Below are 17947 nucleotides of genomic sequence, written 5' to 3'. Positions count from 1 at the left end.
GGTAACAGCAATTTTGGTGCTGCCAATATGTCATGACGTTGTTGTCATGAGCCAGTGATTTGTCATGACAAATGTAAGCGTCCAGCCCAGCCACTCCAATCCCTTCACTACTTATGGTAGTTCATTTTTAAACGGCAGCAATTCATCAATCTGGCTATTAGGCCAGACCGGTAATTTTTCCAACGTATCTTTGAGCCATGCATAGGGTTCCAAGCCATTGAGCTTGGCGGTAGCCAACAAACTCTGAATCGCTGCAGCGCGTTTGCCTGCACGTTCTGAGCCTGCGAACAGCCAATTCTTTTTGCCGATGGCAATGGGTCGTATCGCATTTTCGACTGGGTTGTTATCAATAGGCAAGATGCCGCTGTCCGCATAGCGTATCAGTGCTGGCCAACGCTTGATGCTGTAATCCAACGCGCGGGCTGTGCCGCTGCCATCGGCCACTTTGACGCGAGTCTGGATTAACCAGTCATGCAGTTCGCCCAATAACGGTTTTGCCTGAGTCTGGCGCAACTGCAAACGACCTGCCGCATCCAGCTTGTCCGCAGCCTGCTCAATGGCATAGAGTGCCGCGATACGCTGCAGCGCAGCCGCTGCAATTGGACTTTGGTTGGCCGCATGCAAATCAAAGAACTTCCGACGTGCATGTGCGAAGCATGCCAGCTCAGTGATGCCTTGGGTAAATAACGCTTTATAACCAGCGTAATCGTCAACCATCAAGTGTCCTTGCCAACCTGCCAGAAAGTGCCGCGCATGCAATCCCTGTCGCCCTGGCTGATAGTCAAACACCACGATAGGCGGTGCGGATGAAGGGGATGCCAAATCACCCGTGCGGTAAGCCCACAGATAAGCTTTCTTGGTTTTGCCCGCCCCGGGGTCTAATTGTGGCACTGGCGTTTCATCCGCATGCAATACACTGCGTGCCAGCAGTAATTCAGTGAGCCTGTCGACCAACGGTTGCAACGCTACCCCCACACGTCCGACCCACTCCGCCAAGGTGGAACGCGCCAGGGTCACCTGGCTGCGCTGGGCAATGTGTTCTATACGGTAGAGCGGTAAATGATCAACGAATTTACTGATCATCACCCACGCCAGCAAACCTGATGTCGCCACGCCGCCGTCGATGACGGCAGCTGGAATGGGGGCGGCAGCAACGGTTTCGCAGTGGCGACAAGCATACTGTGGACGGATGTGTTGATGCACGGTGAACTGGGCAGGTTCGACATCCAGTTGTTCGCTGATGTCTTCACCGATTTTGATTAACGCACCACCACACGCACCGCACTGGCAAGATGCAGGCTCATGGCGATGAATGATGCGGGGCAGATGGTCAGGCAGTGGCTGACGACCTGCGCGTGGACGCGCAGGCTTGGGGATAGCGGTTGTCGCATCTTCGGTATTAGGTGTATCTGGCTGCCCGATTTGGGCTTCAATGGCCGTGATGTCGGCTGCCCAGCACTCATCAAACAACGCACGCTGCTCAGGCGAGAGCTGCTCGCTCTTGTTGGCGAAGCGGATGCGGCGGTAATAGGCAAGTTCCAGTACCAAAGCCTGGTTCTTGAGTTCGGCGTGCTGGATTTGCTTAGTCAGCGTGAGGATTTGTGCGGTGTTTTGCTGGAGTAATACTGTGTTTTGTTGAATGAGTTCAGCATCCTGTTTAACCTGCGCCAACAGCTTATCCACATACGCCGCCAAGGCGGGATCGGGGATAAATTGGGCAAGTTGTTGGGCTGAATCCATGCTTGAATTATACCATTTCACCCCGCCTGAAACCAGCAATAATGCGGGTTTCAGGCATGTTTTTACTGAATCATGAGTGGCTACACCTGCCAGTGGGCAGGGGCTGGGGCACTGAGTCTTTGCCAGTCGATACCTGTGATCAGCCAGTCCCACTGTGTGGGGGTTAAAGGATGGGTGATGGCAGCGATGTCTGGCCAGGTGAAGTGACCACGATGCAGTCGGCGTTGGCACAACCAGACCCCTGTGCCATCCCAGACCAGGAGCTTGACCCGCGTTTGGCGACGATTACGGAAGGCGTAGGCGGCGCCGTCGCAGGGACTGCGACCCAGGCGGTGCTGGATGCGCTGGGAAAGGCCATCTATGCCGATGCGCATGTCCACGGGTTCGATGACTAGCCAGACCTGGGTGGCGATGGGGCTGATGGGATGGGCAGATATCATGGCAGTTGCCGCAACAAGTCAATTAGCCAGGGCGTGCTAGCAATGGGAAGCTCTACCCGCCAGCCAGTGGGGCTGTGGAGCTGGAGCGTGCCCGTGACAGGCGCAGGTTGAACACTGACGGGGATGAGGGTTAGCGGTGGCTGGCGCGTGAGATTGGGCGCTGTTGTCAGCTGGCTGCGCCAGCGATAAAAGGTCTTGGCACATAAGCCGTGCTGGGTGCAATAAGCTGTGACGGTCAGTTTGGTTTGTTGCCAAGCGGTAAGGTGCGTTTGCCAAAAATCAGGCGTGTGTCGAGTAGCCATCTAGCGTGCCTTTCATAAAAAAGCAGCTAGATTGCATGAGTTTGGCGGGCAATGACAGGTGGATGGGCTGGACGCTTACTGACAAATTAGGCTTGAATAGCTTGCATGCCTTGTGTTTCATGCATGGCATAGAACTTGCACTCTTATAAAATCCAAGTGTTTTTGCTTGTTTTTTGAAAGGGGCAACATGGCTTCCTGGTTTACACGTTTATTTCAATCAGCTGAATATAATGAGGTTAAACCACGCCATCGTAAACAGTCAGAACAACAGGTTGGCAGCATTGCCAGTCTCGACTTGGGGCTGGATGTGAATGCAGCTATTAATGCGCATATGGCATGGAAAAAACGACTGGATGATTTGCTTGCCAGTCAGAACGGGCGTGATGCGCTGGATCCATTGCATGTGTGCCGTGATGATCAATGTGAGCCGGGCAAGTGGATACACGGTGAAGTGGCGATCATGTTGAGTGAAAGCGAGGAGTATCACCGGCTACGTGCTGCGCATGCGGATTTTCACCAAGCAGCCGCTAAAGTGATTACGCTGGTTCAGTCGGGGCGAGATGATGAGGCGCGTGAATCGCTCACTACTGGGGAGTTCGCACGTAATTCAAGCAGGGTTAAAACGGAGCTGTCGCGTATGTATCTTGATCTGGGTAGCAGTGGCTGACTTAATCAGGTTTTGGGTTAATAGACTCGCACTCAGCAAGTGCTAGTGCATTATTCAGTACCGCCATTAGTTCATCGATTTTGATGGGTTTGGTGAGGTAGTAAAAGAATCCGGCATTGCTGCCCTTGTCGATATCATGGCGCATGGCATTGGCGCTGATAGCGATCACTGGAATGTGCTTGGTAGCTGGATCTGAGCGCAGGATAGCCAGTGCTTCATAGCCATTCATACCGGGTAAATTGATGTCCATCAGGATGACATCTGGCAGGTGTTCACGTGCAAGTGTGATGCCGAGGTAGCCATCGCTTGCGCTGAGCATGTTGAGATGCGGGTGGCGTGCAACTATTTGTTCGACCAGCATCAGGTTTGCCTGATTATCTTCCACATAAAGCAGCGTGCGTGATTGAACGTTATTCAATTGTGGCGACTCAGCTGCCATGGGTATGTCAGTTTTGGCAGCAAGCTGTGGAGCAACGTTGCGGGTTAGTTCGATCCAGAATTCGCTGCCCACGCCGACCACGCTTTCTACACCGATGCTACCTTGCATCAGTTCGGCCAGTCGTTTGGACACTACCAGTCCAATTCCTGTCCCTTCTTCATTGCCAGTCTCCTGACCGAGGCGATTAAACGGCTGAAACAGTTGTGCCATTTTCTCGGCAGATAGGCCCGCTCCGCTGTCTTTGATACTGATGCGAAAATGTTCAGGCGAGCTTGCGTTACAACCTACTTCTACCGTTCCGTGTTCACAGTTGTATTTAACTGCATTGGAAAGCAGGTTGATCAGCACCTGTTTCAGGCGCGTGTAGTCAGCATTGACAAACCAGTTGGGGTGACAGGGTGCGAACTTAATTTGTATGCCGTGATGTTGCGCCAGCGGTTCTATCATGGTCTTGCTCTCATGCAGAATTTCATCCAGCGAAACCGGTTCCAGTGATAATAAAAGTTTGCCAGATTCGATCGTAGCGAGATCAAGAATTTCATTAATCAGATCGAGCAGATACCAGCCCGCTTTGATGATTTGTTGTAGCCTGCTAGCCTGGGTGGCTGTTGGTGGCGGAGTGCCGGCTTCCAGTAGTTGGGCAAAACCCAGCACCGCATTGAGTGGGGTGCGCAGTTCATGGCTCATGCTGGAGAGGAATTCGGATTTAGCGAGGTTGGCTTGTTCTGCCGCCAGTTTGGCGTTTTCCAAATGGATTTGCGTTACTTGTAATTTTTCAGCCAGTTTCTGCGCTTCTATGGTGGAAATGACCAAACGTTCGTTCACTTGCTGCAAAAGCAGTATGTGATTATCAGTAGCGACCTGTTTCGTTTCGGCCTCATGTATATCAACTTCACGTACATGTACCGCATCTTCTCGCAGTTGCGTCAAATCTTCCCGTGCCGTGATTAACTTATCACGACTTTGTACAGCTAGTTCATGGTCGGTGGCAGCATTTTTTTTATGCCGCCGCTCGCCTTTGCGGGCAGTTAACTGGACATCATTGCTGTCTTTTGTGTTCATTAACGGCTTTCTGCAAGCTGCTCGTGCTGGTTACGGCGTAACCGCAGGTCGGCCAGTCATAATGCCGGCATACTCCGACAGGACTTCACCAACAATGATGCCTTGGTCGGTAATATCAAATAAGCGTATGTCTTTACTGTGCTCGCTGCCACGGACTTTAACCACTGAGAATACGCGTTTGAACTGCCCTGCAATTTCGATATAGCGCTGTACGATAATGGCGTCTGCCAGAAATGCGCTGCCAAAGGGGCTGAAGCGCAGATCGGTATAGCGATCTTCCAGTTCTGAGGTCATTAATATGGTCACGCCCATGCTGGTGAGTTCGGCAACCATGCGGTACAGCGAGCCGCGAAAATCTTCGCTGAATTCGGGTGCCAGTGCCAGCTCGAAGCCAGACAAGGAGTCAATCACGACACGCTTTGCCTGCATGCGGGTAATCATTTCGATCAGGTCATGCAAGGTTTCGTCTATGGACAAATCCAGTGAGCGCGTATCGATCACGCCCACATGTCCCTCATTGACCAGTGTATGTAACTGATTGCTCAATAATTGATTCGGGCTTTTCTCAAATGCGGCAATCACGCCAGGCTCGCCTCTGCGTACCCCTTCGGCGAGGAATTCTGTCGCCAGTATAGTTTTGCCTGAACCAGAAGGCCCGACCACCAGCAGCGAATACCCGGCAGGCAAGCCGCCGCCCAGCATTTCATCCAGACCTGCTACCCCCATCGCAACGCGTTGCTCGCCCGTAATGGCCGAGGTTGGTATGCCGACGGTTGATCCTTTCTGGATAATGGCGCGCGGGAAAATCTGTATGCCTTTATCGCTGATGCGGAATGTATGTAAACCTGGTACTTGTGCCTGGCCACGCATTTTGACTATCTGGATTTTGCGTAGCATGGAGTTGCGCTGCATGTTCTGTGTCAACCAGAGTATGCCGTCTGCTACGGTAAAAACCGGGCTGGACTCGGATTCAGGAGTTAAATACTCGCCGATCAAAAAGGTAGTCGCCTGCCAGGTTGTCATTTGCATGCCCAGTTGCTGCACAAACTGTTGGAGCTCAGATACCCCGTGTTTCATCTGTTTGGCAGACTGCACGACTGAGCGGAACGAATCAACGAATACCATGCTGGGTGCGAAACTTTTTACTTCTTCAGCGATGCGTGACAACACCTGATCAAAATTTCCTTCCAGCAGATCAGAGGACAGGTTGACGAAACGGATCGAGTCGTTGACCTTATTAATATCAAAAAATGGAAACTGCTGTTGATAGCGCAGCATTTTCAGAACAGGCTCGCCGAGCACGGTAAAGAACAGCGCCCGATTATCTGAATTAGCCTGCGAAAACATGATCTGGTGTGCAAGCGTGGTTTTGCCACTGCCTGGCGTTCCTGCAATCAGGTTAAATGAGAATTCTGGCAGACCTCCTCCCAATAGATTGTCCAGACCAGGTACACCTGTTGCTAGGCGTCTTATATTTACCTTGTTACTCATTTTTGAATTCCTTGTCGGTCTTGTCCGTAACGTCGTTAACCCAGGCGGCACGTAAAATACTGGACATTAACTCCTCGCCAATTAAGGTGGCCAGGATGTCAGTAAAAGTGATCAGTAGCAGCGTATTCGCTTCACTGGCTAGCACGGGTGCTTGTTGCTGTAAGCTTGTTTGTAGTTCTGCGAATCGTTGATCAGACAGTGTTAATGACGAGTTGGACAATAACCAGGGAAACGTAGCTTGGGTAAGGAATACACTGCGTAAGCGTCCAGCCCAGCCACTCCAATCCCTTCACTACTTATGGTAGTTCATTTTTAAACGGCAGCAATTCATCAATCTGGCTATTAGGCCAGACCGGTAATTTTTCCAACGTATCTTTGAGCCATGCATAGGGTTCCAAGCCATTGAGCTTGGCGGTAGCCAACAAACTCTGAATCGCTGCAGCGCGTTTGCCTGCACGTTCTGAGCCTGCGAACAGCCAATTCTTTTTGCCGATGGCAATGGGTCGTATCGCATTTTCGACTGGGTTGTTATCAATAGGCAAGATGCCGCTGTCCGCATAGCGTATCAGTGCTGGCCAACGCTTGATGCTGTAATCCAACGCGCGGGCTGTGCCGCTGCCATCGGCCACTTTGACGCGAGTCTGGATTAACCAGTCATGCAGTTCGCCCAATAACGGTTTTGCCTGAGTCTGGCGCAACTGCAAACGACCTGCCGCATCCAGCTTGTCCGCAGCCTGCTCAATGGCATAGAGTGCCGCGATACGCTGCAGCGCAGCCGCTGCAATTGGACTTTGGTTGGCCGCATGCAAATCAAAGAACTTCCGACGTGCATGTGCGAAGCATGCCAGCTCAGTGATGCCTTGGGTAAATAACGCTTTATAACCAGCGTAATCGTCAACCATCAAGTGTCCTTGCCAACCTGCCAGAAAGTGCCGCGCATGCAATCCCTGTCGCCCTGGCTGATAGTCAAACACCACGATAGGCGGTGCGGATGAAGGGGATGCCAAATCACCCGTGCGGTAAGCCCACAGATAAGCTTTCTTGGTTTTGCCCGCCCCGGGGTCTAATTGTGGCACTGGCGTTTCATCCGCATGCAATACACTGCGTGCCAGCAGTAATTCAGTGAGCCTGTCGACCAACGGTTGCAACGCTACCCCCACACGTCCGACCCACTCCGCCAAGGTGGAACGCGCCAGGGTCACCTGGCTGCGCTGGGCAATGTGTTCTATACGGTAGAGCGGTAAATGATCAACGAATTTACTGATCATCACCCACGCCAGCAAACCTGATGTCGCCACGCCGCCGTCGATGACGGCAGCTGGAATGGGGGCGGCAGCAACGGTTTCGCAGTGGCGACAAGCATACTGTGGACGGATGTGTTGATGCACGGTGAACTGGGCAGGTTCGACATCCAGTTGTTCGCTGATGTCTTCACCGATTTTGATTAACGCACCACCACACGCACCGCACTGGCAAGATGCAGGCTCATGGCGATGAATGATGCGGGGCAGATGGTCAGGCAGTGGCTGACGACCTGCGCGTGGACGCGCAGGCTTGGGGATAGCGGTTGTCGCATCTTCGGTATTAGGTGTATCTGGCTGCCCGATTTGGGCTTCAATGGCCGTGATGTCGGCTGCCCAGCACTCATCAAACAACGCACGCTGCTCAGGCGAGAGCTGCTCGCTCTTGTTGGCGAAGCGGATGCGGCGGTAATAGGCAAGTTCCAGTACCAAAGCCTGGTTCTTGAGTTCGGCGTGCTGGATTTGCTTAGTCAGCGTGAGGATTTGTGCGGTGTTTTGCTGGAGTAATACTGTGTTTTGTTGAATGAGTTCAGCATCCTGTTTAACCTGCGCCAACAGCTTATCCACATACGCCGCCAAGGCGGGATCGGGGATAAATTGGGCAAGTTGTTGGGCTGAATCCATGCTTGAATTATACCATTTCACCCCGCCTGAAACCAGCAATAATGCGGGTTTCAGGCATGTTTTTACTGAATCATGAGTGGCTACACCTGCCAGTGGGCAGGGGCTGGGGCACTGAGTCTTTGCCAGTCGATACCTGTGATCAGCCAGTCCCACTGTGTGGGGGTTAAAGGATGGGTGATGGCAGCGATGTCTGGCCAGGTGAAGTGACCACGATGCAGTCGGCGTTGGCACAACCAGACCCCTGTGCCATCCCAGACCAGGAGCTTGACCCGCGTTTGGCGACGATTACGGAAGGCGTAGGCGGCGCCGTCGCAGGGACTGCGACCCAGGCGGTGCTGGATGCGCTGGGAAAGGCCATCTATGCCGATGCGCATGTCCACGGGTTCGATGACTAGCCAGACCTGGGTGGCGATGGGGCTGATGGGATGGGCAGATATCATGGCAGTTGCCGCAACAAGTCAATTAGCCAGGGCGTGCTAGCAATGGGAAGCTCTACCCGCCAGCCAGTGGGGCTGTGGAGCTGGAGCGTGCCCGTGACAGGCGCAGGTTGAACACTGACGGGGATGAGGGTTAGCGGTGGCTGGCGCGTGAGATTGGGCGCTGTTGTCAGCTGGCTGCGCCAGCGATAAAAGGTCTTGGCACATAAGCCGTGCTGGGTGCAATAAGCTGTGACGGTCAGTTTGGTTTGTTGCCAAGCGGTAAGGTGCGTTTGCCAAAAATCAGGCGTGTGTCGAGTAGCCATCTAGCGTGCCTTTCATAAAAAAGCAGCTAGATTGCATGAGTTTGGCGGGCAATGACAGGTGGATGGGCTGGACGCTTACTACACTGCGTGTGAACAGTGAATTAAAACCGGCTTCGCCGACGATAGAAATGATCTGGGTCGCCATACGCTCCCATAGCAAAATTGCGGTACCCACAATCTTCTCGGTATCTTGCGCCGCGAGGCTGTTAATTCTCTGGTGTCGTGACAATTCACTGGTTGGCATAAGCATCAATAATCAGAGGAGATAAGGGTGTTGATGGATATGACCGCTATTTGAGTCGGGCTGCAATGTTGCGTCATATCACGGCGGATGATGGTCAGAGGGGCATAGGGGTTATGCATATTTGTTTTCATAGTTATTCAACCTGTCTCTTAGTGTTAGCACGCGCCTCCAGTACCACTCTCGCAGGATACACGCTTTGTTGAAGAATAGCCGTATCATTAAACAAAGCGTGAAAATCCTGACTTTATGCCGCTACTCATTCCTGATGTTTTGGTTATCATACGCCGGATAATCTATTGACTGCAGATACCGCAGCTACGTTCACTTCGACCTTGTGTTCCTGCCGATCATCGACCAGTGGAATCCTGTTACCTGTACATTTAACACCATCCATAATCACTTCCTGTTTGGACTGATCAGCGCCGCAATTGATGGTAATGTGATAGGTGGTTTCACGATAGCGATAGTGAACTTTGTAGGATTTCCACGTCGATGGCACACATGGCGCTATGCGCAAGTGATCTACTTCCAGTTGCAGGCCGAGCAGGGTCTCTAGTGTCAGTCGATACATCCAGCCAGCTGCCCCCGTGTACCAGGTCCAGCCACCGCGACTGGTGTGTGGCGGCGCGCCGTATATATCTGCACACATTACGTATGGCTCGACTTTATAACGTGCTATCTGCTCAGGGGTGCTGCTATGATGGACAGGATTGAGCATGGCAAATAATTCCCACGCCCGGTCACGTTCACCCATCATCGCAAATGCCATCGTGCTCCAGATGGCGGCATGGGTATATTGACCACCATTCTCACGTACACCCGGTACATAACCCTTGATATAACCTGGTTCCAGGTCAGATTTGTCGAACGGCGGATCGAGTAACTGGATGATCTGCGCATCGTTACGTACCAGTCGATGATCCACAGACTTCATGGCCTGACGGGAGCGGATACGATCGCCGCCACCAGAAATAATCGCCCAGCTCTGGCTGATAGAGTCGATCTGGCATTCGTCGTTACTGGATGAGCCTAACGGCGTGCCATCATCAAAATAGGCGCGCCGATACCAAGCGCCATCCCAGGCATGCGCCTCAATATTGTTACGCAGTAGCGTCGCCTGGCTTGTGCAAATTTCGGCAAAGGTCGAATCATTCCGGCCGTTAGCCAGGCCTGCAAACAACTGCAGGTTTTCATACAGGAACCACGCTAGCCAGACACTTTCACCCTTGCCCTTGTGACCAACCAGGTTCATGCCGTCGTTCCAGTCGCCACCACCCATGAGTGGCAGTTCATGTTCACCAAAACGCAAACCATGCTTGAGCGCACGCACACAGTGTTCATAAAGACTCGCTACTTGTGATGAGCGCTGTGGCTGGTCGTAATAAGCCTCTTCTCCAGCCGTCAGCTCACGCCCCTCGAGAAAGTGCAGAGATTCGTCCAGTATGCCTGTGTCCCCCGTCGTCATCACATACCGGCAGGTGGCATAAGGCAACCACAGATAATCATCGGAAAAATTAGTACGTACACCTTGTCCGCCAGGCGGGTGCCACCAGTGTTGCACATCGCCCTGTGGGAACTGGCGTTCGGCACAGCGTATCAATTGCTCGCGAGCCAGCCACGGCGTGGTGTGTATCAGCGCCATGGTGTCCTGCAACTGATCGCGGAAGCCATAAGCACCGCCAGATTGATAATAACCACTGCGCCCCCACAATCTGGAGGACAGGGTCTGGTAAATTAACCAGCCGTTAGTCAGCACATCCAGCGCGGGGTCTGGGGTTTCGACATGCACCGCACCCAAGGTGCGATTCCAGTGTTCCCATACCATTTCCAGTGCTTGTCGCGCGCGCGCTGGCCCCGAGAAACGCTGGATAAAGTGCTGCGCTTCACCCGTGTCGTGAGCCGCACCAAAGACGAACACAATCTCACGTTCCTGTCCTTCCGCCAGTTCGATACGGCTTTGTATCGCAGCGCATGGATCCAGACCTGCCCCCGTCTGCCCTGACAGTCGCTTGCGACGCATTGCGGCTGGACTGACCAGTGAGCCATTGCGACCGATGAATTCTGTACGGTTCCCGGTTACTGTGCTTGCATGCTCACTGACTTGCGCAAACACGACTCGATTGGCACATTCGCGACCATAGGCATTATGGGCGAACAGTGCGCCAGTATTGGGATCGATTTCGGTAACGATGTGCATCAGATTGCTATGACGCGATTCTCCCATTACCAATTCCCAATACCCGGTCAATGATAATTTGCGTGTATGTTTAGTCAGGTTACGCAATTTTATTACCACGAATTTCACTGGGGCATCCATGGCGACATAAGTGTACATTTCTGAGGAAATGCCAGCTTCTATATGTTCGAAAACGCTGTAGCCAAAGCCGTGTCGACATACGTAGCCAGTTAGGCCGCGAGCAGGCAGAGGAGTTGGTGACCAGAACTGTCCTGTTTCCTCATCCCTGATATAGAACGCCTCGCCGCTGCTGTCGCTAATAGGATCATTGTTCCAGGGCGTCAGTCGGAACTCATGTGCGTTTTCCACCCAGGTATAGGCACCACCGCTCTCACTGACAACCGTACCGATGTACGGACTGGCGATGACGTTGACCCATGGTGCTGGCGTTTGCTGACCGGGTTCCAGTGTGATCACATATTCACGGCCATCTGGGGTAAAGCCACCCAGACCATTACAGAATATCTGTTCGCGTGGCGGCAGTGGATTAGCGGGTACAGCTATTGGCAACATGACGGCTTCAAAACGATCTGATACCCGTTCTGTTGACACGCGTCGTTCGGGTTGTTCGACCAGTAATTCCGACGTGTCGGTAAAAATGATGCGGGCAACAGTCTGAAATAACACACGATCTTCTTCAGACAGATCTTCCGCGCGGCGCACAAAAATCCCGCCGGGTTTGTCTACCATGTGTGCTTCTGGACCGGCATTGATCAGCCCCATAATCTGGTCTTGTAGCACGGCGCGATAACCGGAAAAATCTTCGTTCACGATTACCAAATCCGAAATCAGACCTTTCATGCGCCAATAGGCGTGCGCCTGCAGAACCTGTTTAACCAGGTCGATACGATTCAGGTCAGCTGTGCGTAGCAGTACGATAGGCAAGTCGCCTGAAATCGCAAAGCGCCACAGGCCAGACTGTCTTAATCGATTGCGGGCAATGACGCTGGGTGAGGCGCGACGCAAAGCGTTGCCATAGATGACGGAGCTGGCCAGACGCCCATAGATTTGCGCATCGGCTTCAGCTATATTGAGATGCCGCAGTACTTCCTGACTCTGGAACCATGACATTTCAAAAGCGCGTTCCACAAAGTGTCGGTCACAGTATTTTTCCAGCATAACCAACGCGCCCTCGCGTGTATCTGCGACACCCGAGATGATTTGTACACTGGCTGATTCATCTGGCTGTAAAGTCACGGTGCGACGGATGGCTACTATCGGATCAAGCACCGAACCATCAGTATTGGATAGCTGTTGTGATAAATGTGACAGGGTACTGCTGTGATCAAGTACCAGCGGATTTGCAGGTGTGCGTCCTCGCCCGATAAATTTGGCACGGTCAGTTTCATAAGAGGCGGTATCGGCAACCACCCCGGGTGCTGCCAGCAGATGGAACATCCATGGCACCTGTTCATCAGGCGTACGGCGTCGTCGTGTGCACAATATGGCTTGCTTATCATGGAGGATTTCGGTTTGTACAAACAGGTTGCTGAATGAGCGATGTGCCAGATCGGCATTCAACGCTGCCAGAACCACTTCCGTATAGCTCGTTACTTCGATACGGCGGATACGGGGTGATTGGTTGGTGAGGGTGACACGGCGAATCATGACATCGTCTTCTGGTGAGACGCTTACTTCAGTATGGGCTTCGATTGCGTAATCACGGCGGCGGTATTCAGCCCGTGCTTGCACAAAGATCGCTTCGTAGTGGTCAGCCTTGTGCAATGTCGGTTGGTAGGTAGTTGACCAGTAATGTCCAGTGTCACGATCACGCAAATAAATAAACGTGCCCCAGCAATCGGAAGTTGTATCCTCACGCCAACGTGTTACGGCTAAATCGCGCCAGCGGCTGTACCCTCCGCCTGCATGTGTCACCATGACGTGGCAGCTGCCGTTAGACAACAGGTGAACCTCGGGTATGATGGTATTCGGATTGGTAAACACGCGCATGACCCCCGCGACTTCAGCGACAGGTGGACGTGCAGCAGAGCTTACTTCTGCGGCATGGGGTTGCAAGGTAGCGCTCTTTTTCGGTATGCGCTCCTGTAGCAGTAACTCGGTTGCCTGCACTTGTGGTGCAGACATGAACCGGCGCTGCATAGGCTGATTAAGCAAAACATGGGCAAAGGACAGCAGGCTCATACCCTGATGATGCGCCATGAAAGCGCGCACAATAACGTGACTTTTGCCTCTGGATACACGCGAAGGGGTGTAATCGATGGCTTCATAAAATCCATAAGTGCTGAGGAAGCCCAGATCTGCAAGCGTCTGCAAGTTACGGCATGCAGCACTTGGCATCACCATTAGCGCCAGCGCGCTGGCATAGGGTGCAATCACCAGGTCGTCACCGAGTCCACGCTTGAAGCCCAGCCCAGGTACGCCAAAGGCTCTATATTGATAGACTTGATTGGCATCGGTTGCGTTGTAACAGGATTCGGATATTCCCCACGGCACCCCGCGCTGTCTACCATATTCGATCTGTCGTGATACGGCAGCTTTGCAGGTCTCATCCAGTAGCGTGTTCTCATAACTCGGCATGATCAGCTGTGGCATGAGGTATTCGAACATTGAGCCGCTCCATGAAATCAGACTCACGGCACCACCATAACTGGTCAACAAACGACCTAGTGCGAACCAATGCTTTTGCGTTACCTGCCCCTCTGCGATAAGCAGGAAGCTGGCCAATCTGGCTTCTGAAGCCAGGAGGTCGTAGCAGGATGGGTCGCGGCGACGTTCCCCCACATCGTAACCGATGGACAGTAACCCGCACGACGTGTCATATAGAAATTCGAAATCCATCATAGCCAATTTGCGGCAACGATCAATCAGGTTGTCGATGGTTGTGATTTGTTCTGTTGCGATGATGGCATTATCTGACTGATCTATTGCCAGCTCTACCAGTGTTGGAATGTGGCCACCATGCCATGGTTCGGGTATCAGTGCTGTAAGGCTGTCGCGTAGTGCCCGGCATTGCTGTTCAAATGCCAGCGCCCAATAATAGGCTTCGCTATCCATGTCTGCCGCTAGCCATACTACTACCACCGTGCTTGCTGCTAGTAGCTTTTTCAGTAGTATGGCTATGCCTGCGGGTGTCTGCGGCAGTTGCTTTGCAGTATTTAGCATGTCTTGCAACCAGCGGATTTTGTGCGCTAAATCTTCTGCAGGAGAGGGTGCTATCTGCTCGGCCAGTACCTGCAACGTATCCTGCAATCCTTGCAGTGCGTTGGGTGACAGCACAGGCTGGTTTTTTAGCTCAGCTAGCCCAGCTTGTAAGGTCAGCAGGGCGCCAGCAAGGTTGCCGCTGTCTACCGAAGAAACATATTGTGGGTGTAAAGTTTGCAGGCTGCGGGTATCGTACCAGTTGTAGAAATGGCCACGGTGGCGTTCCAGTTTTTCCATTGTGGTCAGAGTGTTTCCGACCAATTGCAGGCATGTGCTGGTAGTAATGTAGCCGAAATCATGGGCAGCCAGATCCGCCAGCAGCCCCATGCCGATATTGGTAGGCGAGGTGCGTGTGGCGATGACTGGCGCTGGATGGGTCTGAAAATTATCAGGTGGCAGCCAGTTGTCCTGTGGGCCAACGAAATCAGCGAAATAGCGCCAGGTACGACGGGCTGATCCACGCAGGAATGTACGTTGCGCCGAGCTCAGATTGGGTGTGTTAGATGATAATGGCTTGCTGATCCAGTAGGCCACGGCAGGCGATATCAGCCACAAAAACAAGATAGGCGCACTGGCAAACCATGCTGTAAATTGACTTGCTCCCAGCATCCATAGCCCAACCAATGTCATACTCAGTACTATGGCCAGCACAGGTGAAACCCACATTTCAGCAAAAAAATTGAGCAATGTATGGCGTTTATTACGAACGGCATAACTCGGCAGTTGCCACAGCAGCAATCCTCGGTGGGTAAACAGCATGCGTATACCGGAACGTATAATTGCATCCAGACAAATCAGTGTGTCATAAGGAAGCAGAACCAAGGTCAGTGTCGCATGGGTGATAGGGTGTGTTGCAGATTTTCCAGTCAGGTATAAGTGTGACAGCCAGTCCCGTTGTTCAGGCCTGCGGATAAGCTCAGTGATGGTGGACAGCAAACTCGGCAGGAACAGTATGCCTATGACCAATAGTGTCCAATCCCATGCAATATCAGGACTGCATAGCCATCCGCCAGCCAGGAGGGCGAGCAAAGCTGGGGATACCAGGCTGCGTCGCAGGTTATCAAGAATTTTCCAGCGAGCCAGATTTGATAGCGGATTTGCCAGCCATTTTGTCTTCGGTCCGGATGGCGTTGGTACGCGGGGGAGTAACCAGGCTGCAATTTGCCAGTCGCCGCGTATCCAGCGATGGCGTCGACTTGTTTCTATGGTGTAGCTGGCTGGATGTTCTTCTATCAGATCAACATCCGTCACCAGTGCGGATCGTGCATATCCGCTTTCCAGTAAATCATGGCTAAGTATAAGGTTCTCTGGAAAGCGACCATCGACCGCTTGCCGAAAAGCGTCTACATCATAGATACCTTTGCCGATGAATGAGCCTTCCGCGAATACATCCTGATATACATCTGAAATTTCGCGGGTATAAGGGTCTATGCCTGATTCACCCGCGAATAATTTGGTAAAGCGTGATTGATTAGCACTTATCAGGCTGATCGAGGCGCGTGGTTGCAGGATCGCGTAACCTGCGACGATACGACCCTGTTTAGCATCATAGACTGGGCGATTGAGTGGGTGGGCAATATTGCCTATTAGCATGCGTGCGGCATCACGGGGAAGTTGTGTATCAGTATCTAGCGTGATGACGTATTTGATACTGGCAAAAATCGACTGATCGCCGACAATTACCGAAAACGCAGTTTGCGCACCGCCACGCAGCAAAGCGTTGAACTGCTCCAGTTTGCCACGTTTGCGTTCATAGCCCATCCATAATTGTTCCACTGGATTCCACAACCGAGGACGGTGAAACAGATAGAAAATATTTGGGCGACCATCTTGGTAAGTTTCATTCAGTACCCTGATTGCTGCACGGGCGTAGTTGAGTAATGCGCTATCATCTGGGAGTATTTCCTCATGTGCATCATGAAAGTCGGTCAGTAAAGCAAAGTAGAGATTGGTGTCGCGATTGCCCAGATAGCGTATTTCCAGTGCTTCAAGCAAGTCGTCAATCTCATGCGACTTATTGAGTAAGGTGGGGACGATGACCATGGTGCGATGAATGTCAGGTATGCCCTGCGAAAAATCCAGTCGGGGTAAAGCCCGTGGCGAAACAGTCAGGGTAACCAGCCAGTTCGTCAGCGCGACTACCAGTGCTGAGATAGCGATGGTGCCAGCAATGGCAAAATACCCATAACGCCAGTCATTCGGAGGTAATTCGCTGATATCGGTTAACATGAAGTACGTAGCTAATCCCGTGAATAACGTGATAGGCAAAAGGTACAGAAACAATCGAAAATGCCGGCCTATTCGGCTGATGCGAGATATCCACGATATATGGCAGCCGACAGCCTGTTCCAGACTTTTTCGCCCATCATCAATCAGGTAATAGCCGATATGTGCACTGCGATGGCTGGAGCCCAGTCGCGTTACCGCAGTTTGCGCAAGTATGATGGCCTCGCGCGCTACCGCTGATTCAGTGTGCGAGCTACCTTTGGTTACATCTTCTATGACGTGACGATAACGGTCGCGGGTAGCAAAATCCTGGTTGGCGTACATCGCTGTCGGGTCTTCACATAAGATTTGTTCAACGATGCTGAGCTGTTCAACAAAGTTGCGCCAGTCGTTAGCGCCTATGAAGCGTAAGCTACCTATGCTGTTGGCGATAGATAGCTGGTCAGTTGCGGCGACTCTGCTGGCGGTCTCGGATAGCCGGGCTGCGGTCACTCCCTGTTCGAGTAGCTGTTGTTCAACCCAGGTTTGAACGAACGCCATTACTGCTCCTTGAGCCTGGAGTCTGGCATAAAATTCTTCTACAAAAGCAGCGGTCAGCGACACGTCGGCATTAACAAATTCTGCCAGTAAGCGGATGAGTTGCTTGGGTTCTTTCTCTGCCGTTGCGAGCATGCGTTCTGCCCAGACGATGGCGGTATCACGTTCTTCCCGCCGTTGAGCGATGCGCAAGCCTACCCGACGTAGATTCTCCAGTAGCGCCAACCGTAGCATGATAGGGAAAGCCCACAACTCCCCCAGTTTTAATGGCGCTACGGTCTGATAAGCAGCAATAAATTGGGTGGTATTGTCACTATCAATACGCCCATCCATGTGCGAAATCAACTCCAGCGCTAAATCATAGACGCGAGGAAAGCCAAATGATGAACCATCACCCAAACGTGGCAATTGCCGACTGTAGCCACGTGGCAGATGTTGGCGCGCAAGCGTGATTTGTTGTTCGATCAGGTAGAAATTATCCAGTAGCCAGGTCTCTGCTGGCATCAGTCGCTGCCCCTGAGTCGCTGCAGCAGTTACGACGTTATAGGCCAAGAGCAGAACTCGTTCATTGTCAGCCAGTCGTGGCAACAGTTTGTCTATCCCCAGTTGTGGGTCTATCAGGTGCTGTCCCGCCAGAAGTACCGCATGCCGCTTCAGTTGTTCAATGCTGAACAGTTCCGAGCTGAGTAAGGCGGTATCCTGATCGCTATGCAGGGAGTTGTGTGTTTTTAGCG

At 52.4% G+C, this 17947-nt stretch carries 12 protein-coding genes; 1 reads left to right on the top strand and 11 read right to left on the bottom strand.

Going from position 1 to position 17947, the window contains the following annotated elements; all coding sequences use genetic code 11:
• Positions 1-111 precede the first annotated feature (111 nt).
• The 3 genes from tnpC (SFSGTM_RS14505) to tnpA (SFSGTM_RS14495) all read right to left on the bottom strand — a co-directional run bounded on the left by tnpC (SFSGTM_RS14505) (position 112) and on the right by tnpA (SFSGTM_RS14495) (position 2482).
• A complete protein-coding gene (tnpC, locus tag SFSGTM_RS14505) occupies positions 112-1740 on the bottom strand; it encodes an IS66 family transposase (RefSeq protein ID WP_162084465.1) in 1629 nt (542 codons plus the stop codon).
• An 80-nt stretch (positions 1741-1820) separates the two neighbouring features.
• The gene (gene tnpB, locus SFSGTM_RS14500) at positions 1821-2114 is read right to left on the bottom strand and encodes an IS66 family insertion sequence element accessory protein TnpB (RefSeq protein WP_232526076.1); all 294 of its coding nucleotides are present in this window, start codon (positions 2112-2114) and stop codon (positions 1821-1823) included.
• 62 nt (positions 2115-2176) lie between these two features.
• Positions 2177-2482 (bottom strand): IS66 family insertion sequence element accessory protein TnpA, encoded by a 306-nt coding sequence (gene tnpA, locus SFSGTM_RS14495; RefSeq protein WP_162083703.1) that lies wholly within the window; start codon positions 2480-2482, stop codon positions 2177-2179.
• A 187-nt stretch (positions 2483-2669) separates the two neighbouring features.
• On the opposite strand from tnpA (SFSGTM_RS14495), the gene SFSGTM_RS14490 reads away from it, so the two are divergent.
• A complete protein-coding gene (locus tag SFSGTM_RS14490) occupies positions 2670-3149 on the top strand; it encodes a CZB domain-containing protein (protein ID WP_162085783.1) in 480 nt (159 codons plus the stop codon).
• A gap of 1 nt (position 3150) precedes the next feature.
• On the opposite strand, the gene SFSGTM_RS14485 is transcribed toward SFSGTM_RS14490, so the two are convergent.
• From SFSGTM_RS14485 to SFSGTM_RS14450, 8 genes are all read right to left on the bottom strand, one after another.
• The gene (locus SFSGTM_RS14485; protein ID WP_162085782.1) at positions 3151-4650 is read right to left on the bottom strand and encodes an ATP-binding protein; all 1500 of its coding nucleotides are present in this window, start codon (positions 4648-4650) and stop codon (positions 3151-3153) included.
• Positions 4651-4680: 30 nt separating this feature from the next.
• Positions 4681-6141, bottom strand: a complete 1461-nt coding sequence (locus SFSGTM_RS14480; protein WP_162085781.1) for an ATPase domain-containing protein — start codon at positions 6139-6141, stop codon at positions 4681-4683.
• Positions 6134-6361 (bottom strand): hypothetical protein, encoded by a 228-nt coding sequence (locus tag SFSGTM_RS14475; RefSeq protein ID WP_162085780.1) that lies wholly within the window; start codon positions 6359-6361, stop codon positions 6134-6136. The genes SFSGTM_RS14480 and SFSGTM_RS14475 overlap by 8 nt, the downstream gene beginning before the upstream one ends.
• A 76-nt stretch (positions 6362-6437) precedes the next feature.
• Positions 6438-8066, bottom strand: a complete 1629-nt coding sequence (tnpC, locus tag SFSGTM_RS14470; protein WP_162084465.1) for an IS66 family transposase — start codon at positions 8064-8066, stop codon at positions 6438-6440.
• Between the two features lie 80 nt (positions 8067-8146).
• A complete protein-coding gene (gene tnpB / locus SFSGTM_RS14465; protein WP_232526076.1) occupies positions 8147-8440 on the bottom strand; it encodes an IS66 family insertion sequence element accessory protein TnpB in 294 nt (97 codons plus the stop codon).
• A 62-nt stretch (positions 8441-8502) separates the two neighbouring features.
• The gene (gene tnpA / locus SFSGTM_RS14460) at positions 8503-8808 is read right to left on the bottom strand and encodes an IS66 family insertion sequence element accessory protein TnpA (protein WP_162083703.1); all 306 of its coding nucleotides are present in this window, start codon (positions 8806-8808) and stop codon (positions 8503-8505) included.
• Positions 8786-9052, bottom strand: coding sequence for a hypothetical protein (locus tag SFSGTM_RS14455; RefSeq protein ID WP_162085779.1), 267 nt, complete (start codon positions 9050-9052; stop codon positions 8786-8788). Before SFSGTM_RS14455 ends, tnpA (SFSGTM_RS14460) begins: the two co-directional genes overlap by 23 nt.
• A gap of 277 nt (positions 9053-9329) precedes the next feature.
• Positions 9330-17801, bottom strand: a complete 8472-nt coding sequence (locus SFSGTM_RS14450) for a glycoside hydrolase family 94 protein (protein WP_332836247.1) — start codon at positions 17799-17801, stop codon at positions 9330-9332.
• Positions 17802-17947: the final 146 nt, after the last annotated feature.

This window comes from Sulfuriferula nivalis, assembly GCF_009937995.1.
Classification (GTDB): Bacteria; Pseudomonadota; Gammaproteobacteria; order Burkholderiales; family Sulfuriferulaceae; genus Sulfuriferula; species Sulfuriferula nivalis.
Note: the sequence above shows the minus strand (reverse complement) of the source record. Positions and strands in the feature narration are given on the sequence as shown.

Bases quoted from the DNA above. Each gene is read 5' to 3' on its own strand.
- tnpA (WP_162083703.1), bottom strand. From the start codon at position 2,482: ATGGCTACTCGACACACGCCTGATTTTTGGCAAACGCACCTTACCGCT.
- SFSGTM_RS14485 (WP_162085782.1), bottom strand. From the start codon at position 4,650: ATGAACACAAAAGACAGCAATGATGTCCAGTTAACTGCCCGCAAAGGC.
- tnpB (WP_232526076.1), bottom strand. From the start codon at position 2,114: ATGCGCATCGGCATAGATGGCCTTTCCCAGCGCATCCAGCACCGCCTG.
- tnpB (WP_232526076.1), bottom strand. From the start codon at position 8,440: ATGCGCATCGGCATAGATGGCCTTTCCCAGCGCATCCAGCACCGCCTG.
- tnpC (WP_162084465.1), bottom strand. From the start codon at position 1,740: ATGGATTCAGCCCAACAACTTGCCCAATTTATCCCCGATCCCGCCTTG.
- SFSGTM_RS14490 (WP_162085783.1), top strand. From the start codon at position 2,670: ATGGCTTCCTGGTTTACACGTTTATTTCAATCAGCTGAATATAATGAG.
- SFSGTM_RS14480 (WP_162085781.1), bottom strand. From the start codon at position 6,141: ATGAGTAACAAGGTAAATATAAGACGCCTAGCAACAGGTGTACCTGGT.
- tnpC (WP_162084465.1), bottom strand. From the start codon at position 8,066: ATGGATTCAGCCCAACAACTTGCCCAATTTATCCCCGATCCCGCCTTG.
- tnpA (WP_162083703.1), bottom strand. From the start codon at position 8,808: ATGGCTACTCGACACACGCCTGATTTTTGGCAAACGCACCTTACCGCT.
- SFSGTM_RS14455 (WP_162085779.1), bottom strand. From the start codon at position 9,052: ATGCCAACCAGTGAATTGTCACGACACCAGAGAATTAACAGCCTCGCG.